The 21,781-nt window shown below is 67.2% G+C and carries 22 protein-coding genes and 3 pseudogenes; 13 read left to right on the top strand and 12 right to left on the bottom strand.

The window, feature by feature from the left end:
• The first annotated feature begins 77 nt into the window (after window positions 1-77).
• The 3 genes from CDO44_RS22535 to CDO44_RS22525 all read left to right on the top strand — a co-directional run bounded on the left by CDO44_RS22535 (window position 78) and on the right by CDO44_RS22525 (window position 2,651).
• Complete coding sequence (locus CDO44_RS22535; protein WP_087782502.1) at window positions 78-1,730, top strand: tripartite tricarboxylate transporter substrate-binding protein; 1,653 nt, start codon at window positions 78-80, stop codon at window positions 1,728-1,730.
• Between the two features lie 109 nt (window positions 1,731-1,839).
• Window positions 1,840-2,091: a hypothetical protein gene (locus tag CDO44_RS22530; protein ID WP_087782501.1), complete on the top strand. Its 252-nt coding sequence runs from the start codon at window positions 1,840-1,842 to the stop codon at window positions 2,089-2,091.
• Window positions 2,088-2,651, top strand: coding sequence for a DUF924 family protein (locus tag CDO44_RS22525; protein WP_087783066.1), 564 nt, complete (start codon window positions 2,088-2,090; stop codon window positions 2,649-2,651). The genes CDO44_RS22530 and CDO44_RS22525 overlap by 4 nt, the downstream gene beginning before the upstream one ends.
• A 49-nt stretch (window positions 2,652-2,700) precedes the next feature.
• Here CDO44_RS22525 and CDO44_RS22520 read toward each other — a convergent pair whose 3' ends face one another.
• From CDO44_RS22520 to CDO44_RS22510, 3 genes are all read right to left on the bottom strand, one after another.
• The gene (locus CDO44_RS22520; RefSeq protein WP_087782500.1) at window positions 2,701-3,690 is read right to left on the bottom strand and encodes a tripartite tricarboxylate transporter substrate binding protein; all 990 of its coding nucleotides are present in this window, start codon (window positions 3,688-3,690) and stop codon (window positions 2,701-2,703) included.
• A gap of 203 nt (window positions 3,691-3,893) precedes the next feature.
• A complete protein-coding gene (locus tag CDO44_RS22515; RefSeq protein ID WP_255407815.1) occupies window positions 3,894-4,478 on the bottom strand; it encodes a VOC family protein in 585 nt (194 codons plus the stop codon).
• A 64-nt stretch (window positions 4,479-4,542) separates the two neighbouring features.
• On the bottom strand, window positions 4,543-5,469 hold the full coding sequence (locus CDO44_RS22510; protein WP_087782499.1) for a fumarylacetoacetate hydrolase family protein: 927 nt from the start codon (window positions 5,467-5,469) through the stop codon (window positions 4,543-4,545).
• Between the two features lie 225 nt (window positions 5,470-5,694).
• Between CDO44_RS22510 and CDO44_RS22505 the strand changes: the two genes are divergently transcribed.
• On the top strand, window positions 5,695-6,351 hold the full coding sequence (locus CDO44_RS22505; RefSeq protein WP_087782498.1) for a GntR family transcriptional regulator: 657 nt from the start codon (window positions 5,695-5,697) through the stop codon (window positions 6,349-6,351).
• 106 nt (window positions 6,352-6,457) lie between these two features.
• Here CDO44_RS22505 and CDO44_RS22500 read toward each other — a convergent pair whose 3' ends face one another.
• Window positions 6,458-6,625, bottom strand: coding sequence for an alpha helical protein (locus tag CDO44_RS22500; protein ID WP_087783064.1), 168 nt, complete (start codon window positions 6,623-6,625; stop codon window positions 6,458-6,460).
• Window positions 6,626-6,758: 133 nt separating this feature from the next.
• On the opposite strand from CDO44_RS22500, the gene CDO44_RS22495 reads away from it, so the two are divergent.
• Complete coding sequence (locus CDO44_RS22495) at window positions 6,759-7,499, top strand: ABC transporter substrate-binding protein (RefSeq protein ID WP_087782497.1); 741 nt, start codon at window positions 6,759-6,761, stop codon at window positions 7,497-7,499.
• A 21-nt stretch (window positions 7,500-7,520) separates the two neighbouring features.
• Here CDO44_RS22495 and CDO44_RS22490 read toward each other — a convergent pair whose 3' ends face one another.
• From CDO44_RS22490 to CDO44_RS22470, 5 genes are read right to left on the bottom strand one after another with little or no spacing between them, the layout of a single operon-like run.
• Window positions 7,521-8,312, bottom strand: coding sequence for an IclR family transcriptional regulator (locus CDO44_RS22490; RefSeq protein ID WP_158213388.1), 792 nt, complete (start codon window positions 8,310-8,312; stop codon window positions 7,521-7,523).
• Between the two features lie 29 nt (window positions 8,313-8,341).
• Window positions 8,342-9,322, bottom strand: a complete 981-nt coding sequence (locus CDO44_RS22485; protein ID WP_087782495.1) for a tripartite tricarboxylate transporter substrate binding protein — start codon at window positions 9,320-9,322, stop codon at window positions 8,342-8,344.
• Window positions 9,323-9,370: 48 nt separating this feature from the next.
• Window positions 9,371-9,736: an NIPSNAP family protein gene (locus CDO44_RS22480; protein ID WP_087782494.1), complete on the bottom strand. Its 366-nt coding sequence runs from the start codon at window positions 9,734-9,736 to the stop codon at window positions 9,371-9,373.
• Entirely contained in the window at window positions 9,733-10,497 is a 765-nt protein-coding gene (locus CDO44_RS22475; protein WP_087782493.1) for an RraA family protein, read from the bottom strand. The genes CDO44_RS22480 and CDO44_RS22475 overlap by 4 nt, the downstream gene beginning before the upstream one ends.
• A gap of 17 nt (window positions 10,498-10,514) precedes the next feature.
• Window positions 10,515-11,489: a dipeptidase gene (locus CDO44_RS22470; RefSeq protein WP_087782492.1), complete on the bottom strand. Its 975-nt coding sequence runs from the start codon at window positions 11,487-11,489 to the stop codon at window positions 10,515-10,517.
• 233 nt (window positions 11,490-11,722) lie between these two features.
• Here CDO44_RS22470 and CDO44_RS22465 point away from each other — a divergent pair, with 233 nt between their 5' ends.
• The 3 genes from CDO44_RS22465 to CDO44_RS22455 are packed head-to-tail and all read left to right on the top strand — an operon-like array spanning window position 11,723 to window position 15,503.
• Window positions 11,723-12,253 (top strand): (2Fe-2S)-binding protein, encoded by a 531-nt coding sequence (locus tag CDO44_RS22465; RefSeq protein WP_369824704.1) that lies wholly within the window; start codon window positions 11,723-11,725, stop codon window positions 12,251-12,253.
• A 10-nt stretch (window positions 12,254-12,263) separates the two neighbouring features.
• Entirely contained in the window at window positions 12,264-13,265 is a 1,002-nt protein-coding gene (locus tag CDO44_RS22460; RefSeq protein WP_087782490.1) for a xanthine dehydrogenase family protein subunit M, read from the top strand.
• Between the two features lie 12 nt (window positions 13,266-13,277).
• Window positions 13,278-15,503 carry a xanthine dehydrogenase family protein molybdopterin-binding subunit gene (locus tag CDO44_RS22455; protein WP_087782489.1) on the top strand — a complete coding sequence of 742 codons (2,226 nt, stop codon included), beginning with the start codon at window positions 13,278-13,280 and terminating at the stop codon, window positions 15,501-15,503.
• Here the strand turns inward: CDO44_RS22455 and CDO44_RS22450 are convergent.
• Complete coding sequence (locus CDO44_RS22450) at window positions 15,486-16,466, bottom strand: LysR family transcriptional regulator (RefSeq protein ID WP_087782488.1); 981 nt, start codon at window positions 16,464-16,466, stop codon at window positions 15,486-15,488. The two genes, CDO44_RS22455 and CDO44_RS22450, sit on opposite strands and share 18 nt — an antisense overlap.
• A gap of 102 nt (window positions 16,467-16,568) precedes the next feature.
• Here CDO44_RS22450 and CDO44_RS22445 point away from each other — a divergent pair, with 102 nt between their 5' ends.
• From CDO44_RS22445 to CDO44_RS22425, 5 genes and pseudogenes are all read left to right on the top strand, one after another.
• Window positions 16,569-17,912: a Rieske 2Fe-2S domain-containing protein gene (locus CDO44_RS22445; RefSeq protein WP_087782487.1), complete on the top strand. Its 1,344-nt coding sequence runs from the start codon at window positions 16,569-16,571 to the stop codon at window positions 17,910-17,912.
• Complete coding sequence (locus CDO44_RS22440) at window positions 17,912-18,409, top strand: aromatic-ring-hydroxylating dioxygenase subunit beta (protein WP_158213387.1); 498 nt, start codon at window positions 17,912-17,914, stop codon at window positions 18,407-18,409. The genes CDO44_RS22445 and CDO44_RS22440 overlap by 1 nt, the downstream gene beginning before the upstream one ends.
• A 12-nt stretch (window positions 18,410-18,421) precedes the next feature.
• On the top strand, window positions 18,422-19,420 hold the full coding sequence (locus CDO44_RS22435) for a 2Fe-2S iron-sulfur cluster binding domain-containing protein (RefSeq protein WP_144389572.1): 999 nt from the start codon (window positions 18,422-18,424) through the stop codon (window positions 19,418-19,420).
• A gap of 88 nt (window positions 19,421-19,508) precedes the next feature.
• Entirely contained in the window at window positions 19,509-19,850 is a 342-nt protein-coding gene (locus CDO44_RS22430; protein WP_087782484.1) for a tripartite tricarboxylate transporter substrate-binding protein, read from the top strand.
• 76 nt (window positions 19,851-19,926) lie between these two features.
• Window positions 19,927-21,420 (top strand): annotated as a pseudogene (locus CDO44_RS22425) (DDE-type integrase/transposase/recombinase); the annotation flags it as partial.
• Window positions 21,421-21,438: 18 nt separating this feature from the next.
• On the opposite strand, the pseudogene CDO44_RS22420 reads toward CDO44_RS22425, so the two are convergent.
• Window positions 21,439-21,657, bottom strand: a pseudogene (locus CDO44_RS22420) (Tn3 family transposase); the annotation flags it as partial.
• A 12-nt stretch (window positions 21,658-21,669) separates the two neighbouring features.
• Window positions 21,670-21,781: pseudogene (locus CDO44_RS22415) on the bottom strand (IS5/IS1182 family transposase); the annotation flags it as partial.

Below are 21,781 nucleotides of genomic sequence, written 5' to 3'. Positions count from 1 at the left end.
TTGTACTTCCGCGCCCCCGCTGCGCTGATTAGACTGCCCGGCAATCCGGGGTATGTCAGGCCGCGGCGGGAGGAGAAATGACACAACATACCGATGCGGGCCGGCGCCGCGTCCTGGCCACGGCCGCACGATCCGCCGCGGTGGCCGGGCTGATGCCGGCTTGCGCGCTGGCCCAGTCTTATCCCTCGCGCCCGATCCGCCTGCTGGTACCGGTCAGCGCCGGCGGCGGCACTGACATGATCGCCCGCGTCGTGGCGGACCAGTTGTCGCGAGGCATGAGGCAGCCGTGGGTGGTCGAGAACCAGGGCGGGGCGGGCGGGCAGATCGCGAGCCAGGCGACGGCTCGCGCCGAGCCCGACGGCTACAACCTGATGATCGGTTACGTCAGCACGCACGGCACCCTGCCCGCGGTGCGCAAGGTACCCTATGATCCGGTGGGCGATTTCACGCACATCGCGATGATAGGCGGCGCGCCCAACGTGCTGGTCGCCCAGTCCGCCGGCCCCGCCAGTTCCCTGCCCTATACCGGCCAGATGCCGGGCTGGACCCATCGACTGCGCGATGCCGGCGTGGACGTCACGTCCATCGGCAAGCTGCACTTTCGCAACGAGACCGACGATACCGGCTTCACCCGCCAGATCCTGCCCATGCACGTGGTGAACGGCGTGGGTGACCTGCTGGGGGCGGTGCGCGATCCGCTGCCAGTGCGGCACAAGACCCGCGCGCTGGCCGAGGAGATAGGCATCGGCGAAAGCAGCTACACCCGGTACGACCGGGCCATCGCGCAGGCATCGACGCAATGGATACGCGAGCATGCCCAGGATGACGGCTGGGTCCTGTTCGCCTCGTTCGTGGCGCCCCATTTCCCGCTCATCGCCCCGGAAGAATTCGCATCGGGCTATCGGCTGGCCGACATCCCCCTGCCCAAGCTGGCGCGGGCCGCCGACCGCGCGGACCATCCCTGGATCGCCGCGCTGCGGACCTGTTTTCCGCACGACAGCTTCTTCGACGACGAACTGCGGCGCCGCGCCCTGTTGAGCTACGGCGGCCTGTGTTCCTTCATGGACTGGCACTTCGCCCAGATCTGCCGGGCCATCGACGAGTCCGGGCTGGCCGACGAGGCGCTCGTCATCTACACCAGCGATCATGGCGACAACATGGGCGCGCGGGCCTTGTGGGGCAAGTCCACGCTGTACGAGGAAGCGGCGCGCGTGCCCATGCTGCTGCGCGCGCCGGGCCACGCCACGCGCAAGGTGGTCGGCACGCACGTTTCCCTGGTGGACGTGGGCGCGACCCTGCTGGCATGGATGGGGATCCAGGCGCCCGTCGACCTGCCGGGGCGCTCCCTGGTCGAACTGGCGCAGGCGCCGGACGACCCGGCCCGGCCGGTCTTCTCCGAATACCATGCGGCGGGCGCGGTCACCGGCGCCTACATGCTGCGGCAGGACCGGTGGAAGCTGATCTATTACGTGGACATGGCTCCCCAGTTGTTCGACCTGGTCGCGGATCCCGAGGAGCGAACCGATCTCGTGCCGGGAGGGCGGCACGCGCATGTCGTGGATGATCTGATCGCCTCGCTGCGGCGGATCGTCGATCCCGAGGCGCAGGACCGTGTCGCAAAGGCCGACCAGCACGCGCTGATCGAAGCCCATGGCGGCCGCGAGGCCGTGGTGCGGCGCGGCGGGTTCGGCGCCACGCCGGCGCCGGGCGTGGAGGCGAAGTTCGCGTAGCAGCCGGGACTCGTGGATTGGATCGCCATCCTGGATAATCCATCCAGAAGCCGGGGACTTATCCGCCCCGGCCGGCTGCCCTATGCTGAAGCTCCCGAGTGAGGCCACCATGCGTACCCTGATCATCATCGCAATCGGACTGATCCTGGCCATCGCGCTAATGCGTCTGGTCCCCGCGCCCCATCGCACCTGGGCCGCGGGACTTTTCACGCTGGCCTGGCTGGCGGCGTGCGCATGGAATTTGCGCGTCGGATTGTCCCACGGCTATACGCTGGCCGAGGAACTCCCCATCCATGCGGCGCTCTTCGGCATCCCGGCGCTGGTGGCCTGGGGACTCTGGTGGTGGGCGCGGCGCGGATGACCGCCTCTTCGGGCAAGCATCCCCTCGGCCCGGCCCGGGACGTCGTCCGCTTCTGGCGCGACGCGGGCATGGCCGGCTGGTTCGGGCAATCGCCTGCGTTCGACCGCGCTTTCCGGGAACGCTTCCTGGACTTGCATGAAGCCGCGGCGCGCGGCGAATGCGACGACTGGGCGGCTACGGCCGAAGGCGCGCTGGCGCTGCTGATCCTGCTGGACCAGTTCCCGCGCAACGCTTTCCGCGGCACGGCCCGGATGTACGGCACCGATGCGCAGGCCCGGCGGATTGCGCGCCTGGCGGTCGACCGGGGCCTGGACGGCCAGGTCGAATCCGCGCTGCGGCTGTTCTTCTATCTGCCGTTCGCCCATTCGGAAGACCTGGCGGACCAGCGTCTGTCGGTCCGCCTGAATCGGCGGCTTGGCCATCCCTGGGTCGACCATGCGCAGGGGCATGCCGACATCATCGAACGGTTCGGCCGCTTTCCGCATCGCAATCCCCTGCTGGGGCGGCGCATGACGCCGCAGGAACAGGCGTTTCTCGACCAGGGCGGATTCGCCGGCTGACCGCCCCCGCTCGCTACCGGACGTCTCCCGTTGGGGCGGTGGCGGCCGTCTATTCCGGCCTGATGCCCGCCGCCTCGACGACCGGCTTCCACTTGGCCGTCTCCGCCTTGATGCGGGCGGCAAACATGTCGGGCATCTCGCCCAGCGGCGTGATGCCGGCGTTCTCGAGCTGCGCGCGGAAGGCGGGCTCGTTGATCATCTTGCGGCCTTCTTCGGCCAGTTTGGCGATCACGTCCCTGGGTATGCCGGCGGGGCCCATCAGTCCGTTCCAGGTGTCGACCTCGTGGCCCGGGTAGGTTTCCGCGATGGTGGGCACCGAAGGCAGCTGCGGCAGGCGTTTGTCGCTGGAGACCGCCAGCAGCGTGAGTTTCTCGGGCGTCTTGGCGTAGGACATGACTTCCGAGACGCTGGCGCTGTACATGTCGATCTGTCCGGCCAGCACGTCGGCCAAGGCCGGCGCGCCGCCCCGGTAGGGAACCGTGGTGGCGGTCACGCCGACGCGGCTGAGGAACAGCAGCGCCGACAGGTGCGTGAGCGTGCCGTTGCCGCCATGGCCCACGTTCAGCTTGCCGGGGTTGGCCTTGGCATAGTTGACGAGGTCCGTCACGGTGCGGAAGTTGCGCTGCGGATTGACCGCCAGTATGAAGGGATTGCCGCCCACGTTGATGATGGGGACGAGATCGCGGATCGGGTCGTAGCGGATCTTGTTGGTCATGGGGGCGGTGACGATCTGCGTCATGGTCGCCATGAACAGCGTGTGGCCGTCGGACTGGGCGCGCGCGACATACTCTGCCGCGATGGTGCCGGCCGCGCCGCCCTTGTTGTCGACGATGAAAGGCTTGCCGAAGGCCTTGCCCATGCGCTCGGCCATCATGCGCGCCATCATGTCGGTGTTGCCGCCGGGGGCGAACGGCACCACGATGGTGACCGGCCGGCTGGGCCAGGCGTCGGCGGCCAGGGCGGCGGTGGGACCTGCTGCGATCGCGACCGCCGCGAGGCACGGGAAGATGCGGCGCAGCCATTGCGGGAGGGGGGTCATGGTGTTGTCTCCTTCATCGGTTGTCATTGTCGTCGTGGAGCAGGCCGCCGTTCGGCGCGAGCGAGGCCGGCGGCCGGAAAGCGGGCGCGAAAAGGGCCTCCCGCGTGCGCGAATGCGCCGCGGCGATGCCGATGGAAAGCGTCGCTTTCCGCGCCGGGTGCGTATGTTCCGGGCTGAGGGGCCGAAGCTGCCGGCGCCCGGGCTCAGTCTTTTTTCTCTGTGTCCTTCTTGCCTTCCTTGGCCGCCAGCACCGCCGCCGGCGGCTGGACGACGAAATGGGCGAGGCGGTGCCGGTCGAACGATTCGAGGTTGCGTTCCCAGGTCTGCGGCTGGTGGTTTGCGTCGCGCGGAATCTGATCCATGTCGGTGTAGATCTCGACGTTGTTGCCGTCCGGGTCCTTGAACACCAGGAACCAGTTCGCGCCCGGGCCGTGCTGGCCGATGCCGCGCTCGATGGTCACGCCCAGCTGGCGGGCCACATCCACGGCGCGCCGCATTTCGTCGACCGAATCGACGTAGTACGAGAAATGCTCGAGGCCGGGGCGCGTATAGCGCGGCAGGTCATCGCGGTCGGGCGCATTCTCGGGTATGCGCGACAGCGCCAGGTCGTGGTGGTCTTCGCCCGCCCGCAGGAAGACCATCTGGTCGCCGATGCGATCGGAAACGCGCAACCCCATGACTTCGGTATAGAAGCGCGTTGAGGCCTCGAGGTCGCGCACCATCAGCACCAGATGCCCGAGCTTGCGCGTACGGATGGGAACGACCGGTTGCTGGTCAGCGGATGTCACGTTTGCCTCCTTGCGGGCCCGCGGCCCGGCGGCATGGTAGTGGGCCGGATAGCGGCATGGCGCCTTACCGGGTTTCCTGCACGACGGTGTTCTCGATCGTGCCGATGTTCTCGATGCGCGCCACCATGGCGTCCCCCGGTTTCAGGTAGACCCCGCGTCCCATGCCCACCCCGTCGGGCGTGCCGGTGGCGATCATGTCGCCGGGATGCAGCGTGAGGATGCGCGACAGGTAGGCGATCTGCTCGGCCACCGAGAAGATCATTTCCGCGGTGCTGCCGTCCTGCATGGTCTCGCCGTTGACGGCCAGCGTCATGCGCAGGTCCTGCGGATCGGCGATGCAGCCGGCGGGTACCAGCCATGGCCCCATGGGGCCGAAGGTGTCGAAGCTCTTGCCGCGGAACCAGTCGTGCGTGAACGGGTAGTCGGTGCGGCGGTTGAGGTCGCGCGCGCTGATGTCGTTGAAGACCGTATAGGCGGCGACGGCCGAGAGCGCGTCGTCCACCTGCACGTGGCGGCAGGTCTTGCCGATGACCACGCCCAATTCCACTTCCCAGTCGAGCCGGCTGGTCTCGGACGGCATCCGGACGTTTTCGCCGGTGGCGACCACGCTGGTCTCGGCCTTCATGAAGATGTAGGGCTGGCTTTCGCTGCGCGCCGCCAGCTTCGTGCCCATCTCGTCGGCGTGTTCATAGAAATTGGAAGCCGTCGCGAAGATACGGCGGGGCTGGTAGGGGACCGCATAGGTGGCGCCTTCCACCGCGGCGAGTTGGCCGCTCGCGGCGAGCCGGGCGGCGCGATCGGCCATCCTGGCGATCACCGGGCCGCTGTCGGCCCAATCCGCGATGAGCGCGCCGATGCCCCCCGCCACGCGGGCCGGGTCCATGCCGCAGGCCCTTGCCAGCTGCGCCAGGTCGTACAGGGTGTCGTTGACCACCAGGCCAGGGTGCTTGCTGCCGCCGCGCTGATAAGTCGCCAGACCGTGCCAGTTCACGGGATCTCCTCGTTGCTGTCTATGTTTTGAATCCGGATGGAATGGGGCGAGCGTCGCGTCGCGCCCCGCGATTTGTGAATACTCTAAAAGTAATGTGTATACACGTCAATATGTTTTAGATAATTTCTTTGCGTTGTGTGTCCCAATGAGCGGTAATGTTCATGGGAAAGGGGGCGGCGCGTATAATCCGCATGCGCTCGTTCGCCTACCTATAAGGAAGTTTTCGTGACCACCATTGCCGCTCGGATCAGCCAGTCGCTGGCTGACGAGATCATCGCGGGCACCCTCGCCCCCGGCGAGAAGCTCGAGGAGCCCTCGCTGGCCGAACGTTTCCAGGTGTCGCGCACGCCCGTGCGGGAAGCGCTGCGGCTGCTCAATGCGCGCGGGCTGATCGAACTGGTGCCGCGCCGCGGCGGCGTGGTGGCCAATGTCAGCGCCGAGCAGCTCGCCGACATGCTGGAGGCGCTGTGCGAGCTGGAATCCCTTTGCTGCCGCATCGCCACCCAGCGCATGAGCGCCATGCAGCGCCGCCAGCTCGAACTGCTGCATGAAGAGGCGCAGCAGGTGGCCGAGCGCGGCGACGCCGAAACCTATCTCAAGCTCAACGCCCGTTTCCACCAGCTCATTTGCCAGGGCACGCAGAACCAGACCCTGGTGGCCCAGGTGGAAAACCTGCGCGACCGCCTGGCGCCGGTGCGCGCCGCGCAAAGCGGGGTCGAGCGCCGGTTCGAGACCTCCCATCGCGAGCACGACAAGATCGTGGAGGCCGTGCTGGCCGGGCAGCCCGAGGAGGCTTATCTCGCCATGCGCAGCCACACCACGCGCCTGACGTTGCATGTGATGGAGCAGATCGAGGCCCAGCGGGCGCGGGCCCGGGGATAGCGGGGCTTCCTACGCGCCGAGGCGGCGGGGTGCTATACAAGAGCATCCGCCGGAAGGCCAACCTGCGGTTCACGGATTCAGCGTACGGGTGCCGCGGTGCAATGGCTCAACTCGATTTGTTGCCGGGTTCGTGTACTCTCTCCGAGAACGTGGCATTGCCGCAATTCGGGCATTTGGGAATCGTATGCCCGGATGTGACGTGTACCGTCTGCCGGCAACGCTCGCAGCGGAAGTCACCGGTTTTCTGTGCCTTTTCGCCTGCATGAGCGGCCATGATGCTCTCCCGTGTCCCTGATTGCGCGTCGTCGGCGGCAAGGAGCATTCCCGCAGTTGCCCGATGCCTGCGCGAAAGCCACCGCCGATCGTGAATCCAGGACAGTCGTCCCTTTCTACGGAACAACGCCAGCATGCAACTGACCGAAGCCATACGCTCAGCCTTCACGCCGCAGCAAGTCCTGCGCGCGTCCATCAACGTCGGCAATCCCATTCTCGCCAGCCGCGACGATGAACGCGGCGCACGCGGGGTGTCGGTGGACCTGGCGGGCGAACTGGCCCGTCGATTGGGCGTGCGGCTCGAACTGGTGGTCTTCCCCTCGGCCGGCGAGTCGGTCGAGGCCGTGGCCGCCGAGAAGGCGGACATCGGCTTTTTCGCCATCGACCCCAAGCGTGGCGAGCATATCGCGTTCACCGAGCCTTACGTCGTCATCGAAGGCGCCTACCTGGTGCGCGACGGCTCGGCCATCGCCGAGCATGCCGACGTGGACCGGCCCGGCGTCCGGGTGACCGTGGGCAAGGGCAGCGCCTATGACCTCTACCTGAGCCGCAGCCTGCAGCATGCGCGCATCGAGCGGGCGCCGACCTCGCCGGCGGTCGTCGAGGTCTTCCTGGAAAGCGGGGCCGACGTCGCCGCCGGCGTGCGCCAGCAACTCGAGGCCGATGCCGCGAGATTGGGCGGCCTGCACTTGCTGCCCGGGCATTTCATGCTGATCCGCCAGGCCATGGGCCTGCCCAAGTCGCGCGGGGAAGCGGCGAGCGCCTATCTGCGCGCCTTCGTCGAGGAAATGAAGACCTCCGGCTTCGTCGAGCAGGCCCTGGCGCGCCACGGGGTCGGAGGCGTGGCGGTGCCTCGGGGCGGCGCGGCAGGCTGAAGTCCGGGCGCCGTATCGCGGCTAACGAGAGAGGCGCCCCCGCCCGGCCAGGCTGCGCTCTATTCTTCTTTTTCTTTCCTCCAGCGCCTTGACCAGCGCCGGTACGCGCTCGGGCCGTATGCGGTCCTGCACCGCGCTCAGGCTCAGCGCGGCGGCGGGAGCGCCGCGCGCATCCCGCACGAGCACGGCCAGCCCGCGCACGCCGGCCATGACCAGCCCGTCGCTCAAGGCGTAGCCGTCGTCGCGCGCGCGCGCAACGGCCTGGCGCAGCGTGGCTTCCGGCACATTGGGATAAGACCGCAGGGGTTCGCGTATCGATTCGAAGACCAGCTCGGCTTCGTCCTCGGGCATGGCGGCGATCATGATGATGCCGCCCGCGCCCACGCCCAGCGGGCGGCGGGTGCCGACATCCACGGTGAAGGCCTTGATCGGATAGGGCCCCATCTTGCGCTCGATGCAGACGGTGTCGTAGCCGGAGCGGACCGCCAGGAAGGCGGTGTCGCCGGTCTCGTCGGCCAGCGCCTGCATCTCGGGGCCGCACAGCTGGCGCAGGTCGGCGCGGCCGCTCGACACGGACCATCCCAGCACCGCCATTTCCATGCCCAGGCGATAGCGGCGGCTGTCGTCGTCCTGCTCGACCAGGCCGTGCTGCAGCAGCGAACCGAGGAGGCGATGGACGGTCGGCTTGGACAGGCCGGAGGCGTTCTGGAGATCGATCAGGCGCAGGCCGGATTCCCCGGCCGACGCCAAGAGGCGCAGTATCGCGACGGCCCGGTCTACGGTCTGCGCGCCGCTGGTGTCGGGACGGTTCATGGCGCGCATCGTAGCACGCGAGCCCAGGGTCATTCGCCGTCGAGCTTGATGCCGGTCTGGCGCACGATGCCGCTGTACAGCTCGACCTGCTGTTTCCAGAACGCGGCCAGTTCGGCCGGCGTGGAGCCGACGGCCTCGGATCCGGCATCCTTGAAGCGCTGGCGCGATTGCGGATCCTTGGCGGCGGCGGACACCGCGGCGGCGAGGCGGTCCACGATGGGTTGCGGCGTGGCGGCGGGAGCGTAGATGGCGACCCAGAACGGGAACGCGTAGCCGGGCACGGCCTCGGCCACCGTGGGCACGTCGGGCAGCATGGGAGAGCGCTCGGTGGTGGTCACGCCCAAGGCGCGTACCCGCCCTTCGTGGATGTTGCCGATCTGCGGCGGCACGCCGTCCAGCATCATGTGAATGCGTCCGCCCAGCAGGTCCTGCATGGCGGCGGCCGTGCCCTTGTAAGGCACGTGCTGCATGCTGACGCCCGCCAGGGTCTTGAAGAGCTCGGAGGCGAGGTGGATCGCCGTGCCGTTGCCCGACGAACCATAATTGTATTTATCGGGATTCTTCTTGAGCAGCGCCACGAACTCCTTCATGTTGCGGGCCGGCACCTTGGGATTGACGACCATGACCAGCGGGAACTGCGCCACGAGGGACACCGGCGCGAAATCCTTGACGGGGTCGAAGCCCAGCCGGTCCTTGCCCAGCAGGCCCGTGGCGACGGCCGAGGAAGAGTTGAAGATGAGCGTGTAGCCGTCGGGCGCCGCGTTGGCGACGGTCTTGGCCGCAATGGCGCCGCCGGCCCCGGCCATGTTTTCCACCACCACCTGCTGCTTGAGGTCTTCGCTCATTTTCACGGCGGCAATGCGGGCGAGCTGATCGATGCCGCCGCCGGGGGAGAACGGCACCAGCAGCCGGATGGAGCGCGTGGGATAGGTGTCGGCGGCGTGGGCCGGCAGGCAGGCGACGGCCGCCATGGCAAGGGCGGCCGCATAGCGGGCGAGATGGTTGAACATTCGTGTCTCCGTTGCGGACCTGTCGCGGCCCGCGTCATGTGATGGGTTTCAGGGCTTGCCGGACAGGTCGAGGCCGCGCGCGTCGTCGATGAGGTGCGCCAGCCGGTCGCGGAAAAAGGGCGCGGGCTTCAGGATCCGGCACTCCTGCGCCAGCATCAGCGGCCTGGCCTTGGCCAGGAAGGCCTTCCAGGCTTCGTCGGCGAATAGCGCCTCGCGGCAGTCCATGCGCTGCTGCAGGTTGCGGTAGCCCCATAGCGTGACGGTCTGGTTCAGGGCGCCGATCTCGCTCACGTAATAGCCCAGCAGCGCGGGCAGGTGGCGCATCTGCGCCGCCATGCCCTCCTTCCGGTAAAGCGCGACGAAAGCATCGAGGTTGCCCGGGTGGTAGGTATAGAGGCGTTGTTCGACGATCATGGCGTGTCCCGTTGGTCCTGGCTGAACTTGTAGACGTGGGTGCGCTTGGCCAGCTCGGGGATGGGCATGCCGCCCTGGATGTCCTGGTAGCGGCGCGCCTCGCCGGCGCTGATTTCCTGCGCGCGCTTGAGCACCGTCTCGACCGCTTCGCGCGGAATGAAGCAGATGGCGCCTTCGTCGGCCACCACCAGGTCGCCCGGCCGCACCTGCACGCCGCGGATGTGCACGATGCCGTTGATGGCGACGGTTTCCAGCCGCCACTTGCCGGTGATGGAGCTGACGCCTCGCGACCAGATCGGGAAGCCTTGCGAGCGGGACTGCTCCACGTCGCGGATGCCGCCGTCGACGATGGCGCCCGCCTCGCCCTGGCGCTTGGCGATGGCGGCCGACAACCCGCCCATATTGGAGATGCCGGCCACCCCTTCGATGACGAGCACGTCGCCGGGCTCGGCCAGGTTGTGGGCTTCGATCTCGGCCATCTTCGAGATGCGGTCCTTGGCGCCCTTGTAGGCGTCATCGCGCTGTTCGACGTTGCGCAGCGTCAGCGCCGGCCCGGCGATGCGCTGTCCGGGCAGGGTCGGCGGCAAGTCGCAGCCGGGCACCACGCCGCACAGGCCGAGTTCGTCCATGGCGTCCGACACGGTGCCGGTCAGGTCGTCCAGCGCCAGGAAACCGTCGACGATGGATTGCGGATAGCGCGGGATGTCGAGATCGCCGAATACGGCGGCGGGCAGCTTGCCCAGGGGAGTCTTGCTGGTCATGGTGAGTCCTTGGTTTTTCAGGCGGCGGCGGGCATGCCCGCCATGACGGTGCGGAACAGGCGCAGGAAGTTGTCGCGGGCGATCGCTTCGATGTCCCGGCGCGACAGGCCGATGTCTTGCAGGCCGGCCAGCATGTCCTGCTGGGCCTCCAGGCCGTCGATGGGATAGCGCCACGGCCAGGTTCCATAGACTTCGGGCTTGCGCATGAACTCCTGGTAGCGTTCCGGCGGCTGGTCGGTGATGAAATCCGAACCGATGCCGACGTGGGCCACGCCGATGCGGTCGACGGCATACCGGATGTGCGCCACCACGTCCTGCACGCCCGGGGTTTCGCCCGGCATGCGCACGAGCGGAGGCAGGTAGGTAATGCCCAGGACACCGCCGTTGGCCTTGAGCGCATCGAGCAGGGCGTCGCTCTTGTTGCGGGCGTTCGGGCACAGCGCGTAGGCGTTGGCATGGGTCACCGCCACCGGGTGCTTCGAGGCCGCCAGGACGTCCAGTCCGCTGCGGTCGCCCACGTGCGAAAGATCGATCACGATGCCCAGTTCGTTCAGCACGGCGACCAATTCGCGTCCGAGCGAGGACAGGCCGGCATCGGCCGGCTCCGCGCAGCCGTCGGCATACAGGTTGCGGATGTTGTGCGCGACCTGGATCACCCGTACGCCCAGCGCGTGGAAGAGTTCCATCTGCTGCAGGTCGCGCTCCACGCCCGGCACGTTCTGGTAGCCCAGCACGATGCCGAGCTTGCCCGCGCGCCTGGCGCGGTCGAAGTCGTCCGCGTCCTCCACGGTCTGCACCAGGCTCGACAAGGTGCGCAGGTGGGCGCGGTAGGCGGCCAGCTCATTCAACGAATGGCGCAGGTCGGGCACGGGATTGATGCCGCGGTAATTGTTCAGGGTGATGTGGACGGCTTCCACGCCATGGGCGAGGCAAGACTCGGCGTAGGCGGCGGTCATGCGCGCGCCGTTCAACAGGTCGAATACCTTGATCATGTTCGACTATTTTCCTCGTGACGTAGGTCCGGAATATGGACCTAATGAGCCGAGAATTTTCTTTCCTGTGTGCGACTGTGTCGATGGTAAAGGTCCGATATACGGACTGTTTGTGCGAAATGGCGTTTTGGCCGCGCCCGGCGGCGGGAACGGCAGTTGCTGGCCCGGTGCGGGTCGCCGTGGCCGGCCCGCAAGGATGCGGGCCATCGCGACCCGGTTTTCTGGAGATGCTCATGTCCCGTCCTCCTCTCGACACCCCCGTCGGCGCACCCCCGGCACAGCAGACCGCCATGTTCCTGTCCATGAAAGTGGACCTTGTCGTGAACGGCGTGCGCCATGAATTGCGGCTCGACCCGCGCACCACGCTGCTCGATTGCCTGCGGGAACATCTTGGCCTCACCGGCACCAAGAAGGGTTGCGACCATGGCCAGTGCGGGGCCTGTACCGTCCACCTGGACGGACGGCGGGTCAATGCGTGCCTGGTGCTGGCGGCCACGCTCGATGGGCGGGAAGTGACGACGGTGGAAGGGTTGGCCCGCGACGGCCAGCTGCATCCGGTCCAGGCGGCCTTCCTGGAGCAGGACGCCTACCAGTGCGGCTACTGCACCGCCGGGCAGATCATGTCGGCCGCGGCGCTGCTGTCCGAGCCCTGTGGCGAGTCCGATGCCGAGGTGAAGGAATGCATGAGCGGCAATATCTGCCGCTGCGGCGCCTACAAGAACATCGTGGCGGCGGTGCAGCAGGCGCGCCGCCGCCCGGCGTAGGAGGCAAGCCATGGAAATGTTCCAGTTGCGGCGGGCCGACGACGTGGCCCAGGCGGTGAACGCCGCCGCCTATGCGGAGGATCGCCAGGGCGCACCGGTCCGTTTCCTGGCCGGCGGCACGACCTTGATCGACCTCATGAAGCTCGACGTGGAGCGTCCTGGCATGGTGGTGGACATTAACCGTCTGCCGCTGGACCGGATCGAGCCCACGCCGGAAGGCGGCGTGCGCATCGGCGCGACGGTCCGCAACGCGGACCTGGCCCACGACCCGGTCATTCGCGAGCGCTATCCCGTGTTGTCGCAAGCCTTGCTCTCGGGCGCCTCGGCACAATTGCGGAATATGGCGACGACGGGCGGCAATCTTCTGCAGCGGACCCGCTGCGTCTATTTCCGCGACGTGGCCATGCCCTGCAACAAGCGGGAACCCGGGTCGGGGTGTCCGGCCATCGGCGGCTACAACCGCAACCTGGCCGTGCTCGGCACCAGCGACGCCTGTATCGCAAGTAATCCCTCCGATATGAACGTGGCGCTGATGGCGCTGGGCGCCGCTATCGAGATCCAGGGCGCCGATGGCGCCCGCACGGTCGGTATCGACGATTTTTTCCTCCTGCCGGGCGATACGCCGCAGCGCGAGACGGTGCTTGCACCGGGCGAGCTCATCACCCACGTGACGTTGCCGCCCTTGCCCGCAGGCACGCGGTCGCATTACCTGAAGCTGCGCGACCGCGCCTCGTATGAGTTCGCGCTCGCCTCGGCGGCGGTGGTCGTCACCATGGCCAACGGGAGCATCAGGACGGCACGCGTGGCCATGGGCGGAATCGGCACGCGGCCCTGGCGGGTGCCGTCGGCCGAGTTGCTGCTGGCAGGCGGAGCCCCTTCGGCCGCGGTGTTCGAGGCCGCCGCGCGAGAGTTGCTGCGCGATGCGCGGCCGCAAAGCGAAAACGCCTTCAAGATCGAGCTGGCCCGGCGTTGCCTGGTCCATGCCTTGAATACCGTCACTGCGACGGACTAGCGGAGAGCGACGATGACGACGACCGCGCATCCCGATACCCCCATCGGCCGGGACTACACGCGAGTGGAAGGACCGCTCAAGGTGACCGGCCGCGCCCAGTATGCGGCGGATCACCGGTTCCCCGGCATGCTGTACGCCGTACCCGTCGGCGCGACGGTAGGCAAGGGCCGCATCCGCGGCATCGAGGCCGGCGTCGCCCGCGGCATGCCGGGCGTGCACAAGGTCTACACCCGCGAGAACATCGGGCGCTTTCCGCGGGTGGACGAGAAAACGGCGAAGCTCGACGAGTACCGGCCGCCGATGGAAGACGACGTGATCCGCTACTACGGACAGTACGTCGCGGTAGTCGTGGCCGATACGCTCGAGCAGGCCATCGCCGCGGCCACCGCGGTGTACGTGGACTACGACGAGCAGGTGCCCGACGTATCCATGGACCTGGTGCCCGACGAAGAGCCTGCCGTGGAGTCCGAGCGGGGCGATGCCCAGGGCGAGTTCGATCGCGCCGCGATCCGGATAGACCATACCTACACCACGCCGCCCGAGACCAACAACCCGCTGGAGCTGCACGCCACCGTGGCGGTATACGACGAAGCACAGGGCTTCACGCTATATGAGAGCTCCCAGGGTGTCGTGAACCACAAGGCTGCCATGGTGCGGATGCTGGAGGTGCCGGAAGACCGCGTACGCATCATTACCGAACACGTCGGCTCGGGTTTCGGCAGCAAGCTGTGGCCCTGGGGACACTCAGTGCTTGCCGCCGCGGCCGCGCGCGACCTGGGGCGGCCGGTGAAACTGGTGCTGAGCCGCCGCATGATGTTCCACAACGTCGGGCACCGATCCAATACCCGGCAGCGCGTACGGTTGTCCGCGACCAAGGACGGCAGGCTGACCTCGTTGCAGCACGACTACCTCTTTCACGTGGCGAGGGAGGAATACCACAAGGAGAATTGCGGCGAAGCGACCGCCTTCCTGTACAGCACGCCCAACCTGCGCGTGACCTACGGCTCGGCCCGGCGCGACATCGCGCCGACCACGTCCATGCGCGGGCCGGGCGCCGTGCCGGGGCTGTACGCGATCGAGTCGGCCATGGACGAGCTGGCCATCGAGCTGGGCCTCGATCCCGTCGAACTGCGATTGCGCAACGAGCCCGAGCGCGACGAAGGGGCCAACCTGCCATTCTCGTCGCGTCATCTGCGCGAGTGCCTGCTGCAGGGGGCCGAGCGTTTCGGGTGGGCGCGGCGCGATCCGCGCATCGGGTCCATGCGGCGCGACGGACTCATACTGGGCTGGGGGATGGCCGCCTGTTCGTGGATGGCGATGAGACTGAAGGCGCAAGCCCAAGTGGAGTTGCGTGCCGACGGCACCGTGCGCGTGGCCAGCGCTACGCAGGACATCGGCACCGGCACCTACACGGTAGTCGCGCAGATGGCGGCGTTCGTGCTGGGCGTGCCGCTCGATCGCATCGAGGTCGCGCTCGGCGATACCACCCTGCCGCCGGGGCCGACGTCCGGAGGGTCCATGGCCACCGGATCGCTGGTACCGGCCGTGCTCGCCGCCGCGCGCGATGCCGTCGGCCGGCTTGCCGATTGCGCGGTCCGCGCCGGGCTGCTCGAGGCGGAGCCGCCCGGGGGCTGGCGCGTGACAGACGGACGCCTTCATGGCGCAGACCGGCCGCCTTCTTCGGGCGTGCCTTTCGAGCAGGCGCTGCGGACCGCCGGGCTCGACCGCATCGCCGGCCAGGGAAGCGCCGAAGGCAGCGAAGCCGATCCCGCGTTCAAGCGCCATTCCAATCACTCCTTCGGCGCGCATTTCGTCGAAGTGACCTGGGAGCCCGCCATTGCCCGCCTGCGCCTGTCGCGCGTGGCGACCGTCATCGATGCCGGCCGGATCATCAATCCGCGCACCGGACGCAACCAGATCGAGGGTGCCATCGTGATGGGGCTGGGCATGGGGTTGCTGGAGGAAACCTCGTACGACCGGCGCAACGGGGCGCCCGTCAACAACAATCTCGCGGACTACATGGTCGCCACCAACGCAGACGCGCCGGAGATCGACGTGCATTTCGTCGAGTACCCGGACACGGTTCTCAACGAACTCGGCGCGCGTGGCATAGGCGAGATCGGCCTGGCAGGCGTGGCGGCGGCGATCACCTCGGCGGTTCACCATGCCACCGGCGTGCGGGTGCGCGACCTGCCGGTGAAGATCGAGGACTTGCTGGCGTCAGGGGCGGCGGGCTGAGCCGTTGCGGCTTGCCGCCCTGGTCCTGGCGCCTGGCGAAGGCCGCGGGCCGCCGCGGAAGAGATCCACGATCGCCTCGCGCAGCCAGGCGTTGCCCGGCTCCTGATCGTGCCGCTTGTGCCAGTACACCATTACGTCATAGCCCGGCATCTGTACCGGCGGCGCGAAGTGGCACAGCCCCCAGCGCCGCGCCACCGACAGCGCGAGGTTGCGCGGCATGATGGCAATGACGTCGGTATCGGCCACCAGCTCGGCGATGGCCAGGAAGTGCGTCACCCGCGCCACCACCTGGCCGCTCATGCCGTTGGCGACCAGCATGCGGTCGATGAGCACGGAGTGATTGGTGCCGGCCACGTTCGGGACGACGTGGCGGGCCCGCTTGAACTCGGCCAGGCTCAGCGTGCCGCGTGGCACCGTGGACGGCCGCGCGACGCATGCATAGACGTCCGAGAACAGGATCTGGCTGCGTACGCCGGCGATGTCGGGATTGATGGCGCCCAGCGCGAGATCGATGCTGCCCTTGGACAGCTCCTGGGCCAGTTCTTCGGGGCTGGCGCTGGTGGCGACGGTTTCCACGCACAGGTGCGGCGCATGGTGCTGCAGATGGCGGATCAGCCTGGGCAGGAAGGTGTGCTCGCCGATGTCGGTCATGGCCAGCCGGAATACCCGGCGCGCGGTCTCGGGCACGAACGAGCCCTTCTCCAGCGTCTGGGCGAGGATCTGCAGGGCCTGCGAGACCGGACCCACGAGTTCGTCGGCGAAAGGCGTGGGCTCGACGCCCTTGGCCAGCCGGACGAAAAGCGGATCCCCGTACATGTCGCGCAGGCGGGCCAGCGCATGGCTCATGGCGGGCTGGCTCAAGCCCAGCGCCTTGCCCGCGGCCGTGAGGTTGCGCGTGCGGTAGATGGCATCGAACAGGTCCAGCAGATTCAGGTCCAGCTTGCGCGACAGCGGCTTGTCCATGCCTAAGACATTCTTACAAAGAATGATTGAGATTCAATCATTTCATTTTACATATATCTGGCCCAAACCTAAGATTCGCCCCACATCGAGTGGAGCGAGACGATGAAAGAACCGATATCCGCCAGTCGGCCCGGTTTCGCCGGGTATGTGCTGGACGACGAGAGCAGTGGCCGCTTCCTGGTCGACCGCGAGATCTACAAGGATCCGGCGCTTTTCGAAGCCGAGATGGCGCGTATCTTCGAAGGCGGCTGGGTCTACCTGTGCCACGAGAGCGAATTGGCGCAGCCTGGCGACTACGTGACGCGCTACATGGGCCGCCAGCCGGTGGTCGTGAACCGTCGCAAGGACGGCAGCATTGGCGCATTCGCTAATGCCTGTTCGCACCGCGGAACGGTCGTGGCGCCTTTGCGCAAGGGTTCGGCCAAGAGCTTCACCTGCCGCTTCCACGGCTGGACCTACAACGAAGCCGGCCGCTGCATCAAGATCAAGAACCAGGAGACCGGCGCCTATCCCGAAGGCGAGAACCTGCGCGAGACCGTCGGCCTGAAAGCGGTACCCCGCGTGGAAAGCTACCGCGGCTTCGTGTTCGGCAGCCTGCGCGCGGACGTGGACGGCCTGGCGGCGCATCTCGGGCCGGCCAGGGCCTGGATCGACCTGATGGTGGATCAATCGCCGGAGGGACTGGAAATCGTCGAGGGCGATTCGACCTACGTCATCCGGGGCAACTGGAAGATGGGCGGCGAGAACGGCGTCGACGGCTACCACGTCAGCACCGTTCACCGCGTGTTCGCGGCCACCATGGCAATGCGCGAAGAAGCGCGCGGCGACGCCGGCACCCAGAAGACCGAGGCCGGCCGCATCGTGGGCAGGGTCGAGTCCGGCACCGCGGACTTCGGCAACGGCCATATCGGCATCTGGGCCAGGCGCTCATCGCCGCAGGCGGCGCCGTTGTACGAGGCGCGCGAGCGCCTGCTGCGCGAATTCGACGAGCGCAGGGTGGACTGGATGGTCGGCATGGGGCGCAACCTCTATCTCTTCCCCAACATGCTGCTGTTCGACCAGCCCTCCACGCAGATCCGCATCCTGCGGCCGCTTTCGGCGGACCGCACGGAAGTGCGCATCCAGTGCATCGCACCGCGTGGCGAAAGTGCGCAGGCGCGCGCCTCCCGCCTGCGCAAGTTCGTGGATTTCTACCTGCCGACGGGCATGGCCACCTCGGACGACATCGCCGCGCTGGAAGACACGGCCATCGGCGGCGAGGCCAGACTCAGCCGCTGGAACGACTACAGCCGCGGCGCGGCCGCCACCGTGCCGGGCAATCAATGCCGCTCGCTGCTGGACATCGGCTGCGAGGCAGTCGCGGCTTCCGACAATTGGGACCACGAGGTGTTCTACCAGGGCTACTACCGGCACTGGCTGCGGATGATGAACGGGGAGCAGCGCTGATGGGCATCGATACCGACCTGTACGCGCAGGTGTGCACCCTGCTGGCCAAGGAAGCCCTGTACCTGGACGAGAAGAACTGGGACGCCTGGCTGGAACTGTTCGCCCCGGACGTGGAGTACTTCGTTCCCGCCTGGATATCCGAGGACGCGCTGACCACCGATCCAAGCACGCAGCTGTGCCTGATGCACATGGATTCCCGGCTGGGCCTGGAGGAACGTGTCTTTCGCATCCGCAGCCGCGATTCTTTCGCATCCCTGCCGCTGGACCGGACTTCGCACCAGACGAGCAACGTCCTGATTACCGGACTGGCCGGCGACGAGGTCGAGGTGAGCGCATCCTGGCTGGTCCATTGCGTGGGGCCGCGCGGCGACGCCACCCGGGGCGGCCGTTATTACTACACCCTGCGGCGCATGGCGGGGGAGCTGAAGATCGCGCGCAAGCACATCGTGATGATCGACGAGAAGATCGAAGGCACCGTCGACGTCTATCACATATAGGTGGCCGGGATCATGCATGTCATTACCGCAATCTTCGAGGATGGGCGGTCGGTCCGGTTCCCGGGCAGGCCCGGGGAGGTCGTCTACCAGTCCGCCTATCGCGCCTCGGTACGGCTGGCCCACGATTGCCTGGAAGGCGCGTGCGGCGAATGCAAGGCCTGGTGTACGGAGGGAGAGTTCGACCTGGACGACTACAGCGACGAGGCGCTGTCGTCCGAAGAGCGGCGGGAAGGGCAGACGCTGCTGTGCAAGATGGTGCCTCGCTCGTCCTGCGTGGTGGAACTTCCCTATCCCTCGGATTTCGATGCGGGGCGCGGGCCGGCGACCATCGAGGCACGGCTGGCGGACATCGAACGGGTTTCGTCGACCATCGTGCGGACACGGTTCGAGGTGGCGGAGCCCCTGGATTTCCTGCCCGGGCAATACACGAACCTGTCGGTGCCGGGCGGCGGCGTATCCCGGGCCTATTCGTTCGCGAATCTGCCGGGCGAGGCTTCGCTGGAGTTCTTCCACAAGCTGGTGCCGGAAGGAGCCATGAGCAGCTACCTGGCTGGCCGCGCCCGCGTTGGCGACGCGCTGGCGATGACGCCGCCTTCGGGCCATTTCTACCTGCGAGACAGCGGCCGCCCGCTGCTGATGATCGCGGGCGGCACGGGGCTCGCGCCCTTCCTTGCCATGCTGCGCCGCCTGGCCCGCACGCCGGCGCCCGCGCGCCCCATGCGGCTGCTGATCGGCGCCAATGCGGCGTCGGAGTTCTTCGCCGATGCGCAATTGGCGGAGCTGGCCCAGGCCCTGCCGCTGGAAGTGGAACGGATCGCCGCTTCAAGCGAGGGATGGGCAGGCGCCACGGGGTACGTCACCCGGTTGCTGCGCGACGCCATGCTGGCGGACATGCCCGACGTCTACCTATGCGGTCCGCCCGGAATGATCGAATCCTGCGTCGAGTGGCTGGCCGGCCGCGACGTGGACCGCCGCCGGATCCGGGCCGAGAAATTCCTTCCCTCGGCCTGAACCGGGGGAAAGCGAGCCGCCCGGGCTTCGCCGAGCCGGGCGGCTGGACCACAAGTGACCGCAGTGTCACGCACATACGGAGACACCCATGACCAAGCCTGTTCTGCCCGCCTGTATCAGACGCGCCGCCTGTCTTCTCCTGGCCGGCAGCCTGCTGTTCCTCCACGCCGGGGCCGGCGCGAAAGAAGAGGCGTGGCCCGCCAAGCCGATACGCATCGTCGTGGCATTCGCGCCGGGCGGCCTGATCGACATCATCGCCCGGACCTTCCAGCCGCGCCTGAACGAGATATTCGGCCAGCCGGTCATCATCGAGAACCGTCCCGCGGCGGGCGGGACGGTGGCCGAAGGCGCGGTGGCCCGGGCTGTCATTTTCAGAAGACGACTGCACCAATTGACGGGGCGTAACGCCAGATGTGCAGGCGACTCCTGACAACGCAATATCAGAAGTCATCTGCACCAATCTCGACTATGCTCAATACTCGTGTGCACCAAAGCGAGGTGTGAGCATGGCGTCAGACACATCATTGATTGCCGAGCAAGGCGTGGCCACCCTGCCCGATGCGGCTTGGGCGCAGGCCCGGCAACGGGCGGAAATCATCGGGCCGCTGGCAGCGCTTGATGTGGTCGGGCATGAAGCCGCCGATGCCGCTGCTCACGCGCTTGGCCTGTCCAGGCGGCAGGTGTATGTCCTAATCCGCCGTGCCCGGCAAGGTGCTGGGCTTGTGACGGACCTGGCTCGCAGCCGATCCGGCGGCGGAAAAGGCAAGGGACGCTTGCCGGAATCAGTTGAGCGCATCATCCGCGAGTTGCTGCAAAAGCGCTTCCTGACCAAGCAGAAGCGTAGCCTGGCAGCGTTCCACCGCGAGGTCGCGCAGGCTTGCAAAGCGCAAAAGCTGCGGGCGCCGGCGCGCAACACCGTGGCTCTGCGGATCGCCGGCCTCGATCCGCTCAAGGCCACTCGCCGCCGGGAAGGTCAGGATGCGTCCCGCAGCCTGCAAGGTGTCGGTGGTGAGCCTCCCGCCGTGACCGCGCCACTGGAACAAGTGCAGATTGATCACACGGTCATCGACCTGATCGTGGTGGACGAGCGCGACCGGCAACCGATTGGCCGTCCGTATCTGACCATCGCCATCGACGTGTTTACCCGCTGCGTGCTCGGCATGGTCGTCACGCTGGAAGCGCCGTCATCTGTTTCGGTCGGCCTGTGCCTTGTGCATGTCGCCTGCGACAAGCGTCCCTGGCTGGAGGGTCTGAACATAGAAATGGAGTGGCCGATGAGCGGCAAGCCCAGGCTGCTCTACCTGGACAACGCGGCCGAGTTCAAGAGCGAAGCGCTACGCCGAGGCTGCGAGCAGCATGGCATCCGGCTTGACTATCGCCCGCTCGGGCAGCCGCACTACGGCGGCATCGTGGAACGGATCATCGGCACGGCGATGCAGATGATCCACGACGAATTGCCAGGGACGACCTTCTCCAACCCTGACCAGCGCGGCGACTACGATTCCGAAAACAAGGCCGCCCTGACGCTGCGTGAGCTGGAGCGCTGGCTCACATTGGCGGTCGGCACCTACCACGGCTCCGTGCACAACGGCCTGCTCCAGCCGCCGGCAGCGCGCTGGGCCGAAGCTATCGCGCGGACCGGCGTGCCAACCGTCATCACTCGCACCACGGCTTTTCTGGTCGATTTTCTGCCCATCATCCGCCGCACGCTGACCCGCACCGGCTTCGTCATCGACCACATCCATTACTACGCCGATGCGCTCAAGCCGTGGATAGCTCGGCGCGACCGCTTGCCTGCGTTCCTGATCCGGCGCGACCCGCGCGACATCAGCCGCATTTGGGTGCTGGAGCCGGAGGGGCAGCACTATCTGGAAATTCCATACCGCACCTTGTCGCACCCGGCTGTCACCCTCTGGGAACAACGACAGGCGCTGGCGAAATTGCGGCAGCAAGGGCGCGAACAGGTGGATGAGTCGGCGCTGTTTGGGGTCGTCTCAGAAAACGGAAAAAATCGTACGCTAAGACCCGGAGAGCGGACGTAGCGGCCTGAACTTCCCCGCGCCGATCTTGGCGCTGCTACGCCAGAGGTAATCGCCGGTCAGGTTGATGTGTTCCCAGCCGAGTGGCGACAGGTACTGCAACAGGCCGTCATCGACGGCTTGACCGTGGCCGCGCAGGGCGTTCGCCGCCCGCTCCAGATAGACCGTGTTCCACAATACGATGGCCGCCGTTACTAGGGCGTGTTCACACTATCTAAGCCCATCAACGATGAGCGCGAAATTGATGAAGGCAATGAACATCACATCCAGCTTGTCGAATCGCGAGAATATGCGCCGGAAGCCTTTGAGGCGCCGGAACAGT

The organism is Pigmentiphaga sp. NML080357, assembly GCF_002188465.1.
In the GTDB taxonomy this organism is placed as follows: Bacteria; Pseudomonadota; Gammaproteobacteria; order Burkholderiales; family Burkholderiaceae_B; genus Pigmentiphaga.
Note: the sequence above shows the minus strand (reverse complement) of the source record. Positions and strands in the feature narration are given on the sequence as shown.

Bases quoted from the DNA above. Each gene is read 5' to 3' on its own strand.
- CDO44_RS22490 (WP_158213388.1), bottom strand. From the start codon at position 8,312: ATGAACCGTCCCGACACCAGCGGCGCGCAGACCGTAGACCGGGCCGTC.
- CDO44_RS22470 (WP_087782492.1), bottom strand. From the start codon at position 11,489: ATGATCAAGGTATTCGACCTGTTGAACGGCGCGCGCATGACCGCCGCC.
- CDO44_RS22485 (WP_087782495.1), bottom strand. From the start codon at position 9,322: ATGTTCAACCATCTCGCCCGCTATGCGGCCGCCCTTGCCATGGCGGCC.
- CDO44_RS22435 (WP_144389572.1), top strand. From the start codon at position 18,422: ATGCATGTCATTACCGCAATCTTCGAGGATGGGCGGTCGGTCCGGTTC.
- CDO44_RS22465 (WP_369824704.1), top strand. From the start codon at position 11,723: ATGTCCCGTCCTCCTCTCGACACCCCCGTCGGCGCACCCCCGGCACAG.
- CDO44_RS22450 (WP_087782488.1), bottom strand. From the start codon at position 16,466: ATGGACAAGCCGCTGTCGCGCAAGCTGGACCTGAATCTGCTGGACCTG.
- CDO44_RS22535 (WP_087782502.1), top strand. From the start codon at position 78: ATGACACAACATACCGATGCGGGCCGGCGCCGCGTCCTGGCCACGGCC.
- CDO44_RS22500 (WP_087783064.1), bottom strand. From the start codon at position 6,625: ATGGCCGCTCATGCAGGCGAAAAGGCACAGAAAACCGGTGACTTCCGC.
- CDO44_RS22475 (WP_087782493.1), bottom strand. From the start codon at position 10,497: ATGACCAGCAAGACTCCCCTGGGCAAGCTGCCCGCCGCCGTATTCGGC.
- CDO44_RS22430 (WP_087782484.1), top strand. From the start codon at position 19,509: ATGACCAAGCCTGTTCTGCCCGCCTGTATCAGACGCGCCGCCTGTCTT.
- CDO44_RS22445 (WP_087782487.1), top strand. From the start codon at position 16,569: ATGAAAGAACCGATATCCGCCAGTCGGCCCGGTTTCGCCGGGTATGTG.
- CDO44_RS22440 (WP_158213387.1), top strand. From the start codon at position 17,912: ATGGGCATCGATACCGACCTGTACGCGCAGGTGTGCACCCTGCTGGCC.
- CDO44_RS22525 (WP_087783066.1), top strand. From the start codon at position 2,088: ATGACCGCCTCTTCGGGCAAGCATCCCCTCGGCCCGGCCCGGGACGTC.
- CDO44_RS22495 (WP_087782497.1), top strand. From the start codon at position 6,759: ATGCAACTGACCGAAGCCATACGCTCAGCCTTCACGCCGCAGCAAGTC.
- CDO44_RS22530 (WP_087782501.1), top strand. From the start codon at position 1,840: ATGCGTACCCTGATCATCATCGCAATCGGACTGATCCTGGCCATCGCG.
- CDO44_RS22480 (WP_087782494.1), bottom strand. From the start codon at position 9,736: ATGATCGTCGAACAACGCCTCTATACCTACCACCCGGGCAACCTCGAT.
- CDO44_RS22520 (WP_087782500.1), bottom strand. From the start codon at position 3,690: ATGACCCCCCTCCCGCAATGGCTGCGCCGCATCTTCCCGTGCCTCGCG.
- CDO44_RS22455 (WP_087782489.1), top strand. From the start codon at position 13,278: ATGACGACGACCGCGCATCCCGATACCCCCATCGGCCGGGACTACACG.
- CDO44_RS22460 (WP_087782490.1), top strand. From the start codon at position 12,264: ATGGAAATGTTCCAGTTGCGGCGGGCCGACGACGTGGCCCAGGCGGTG.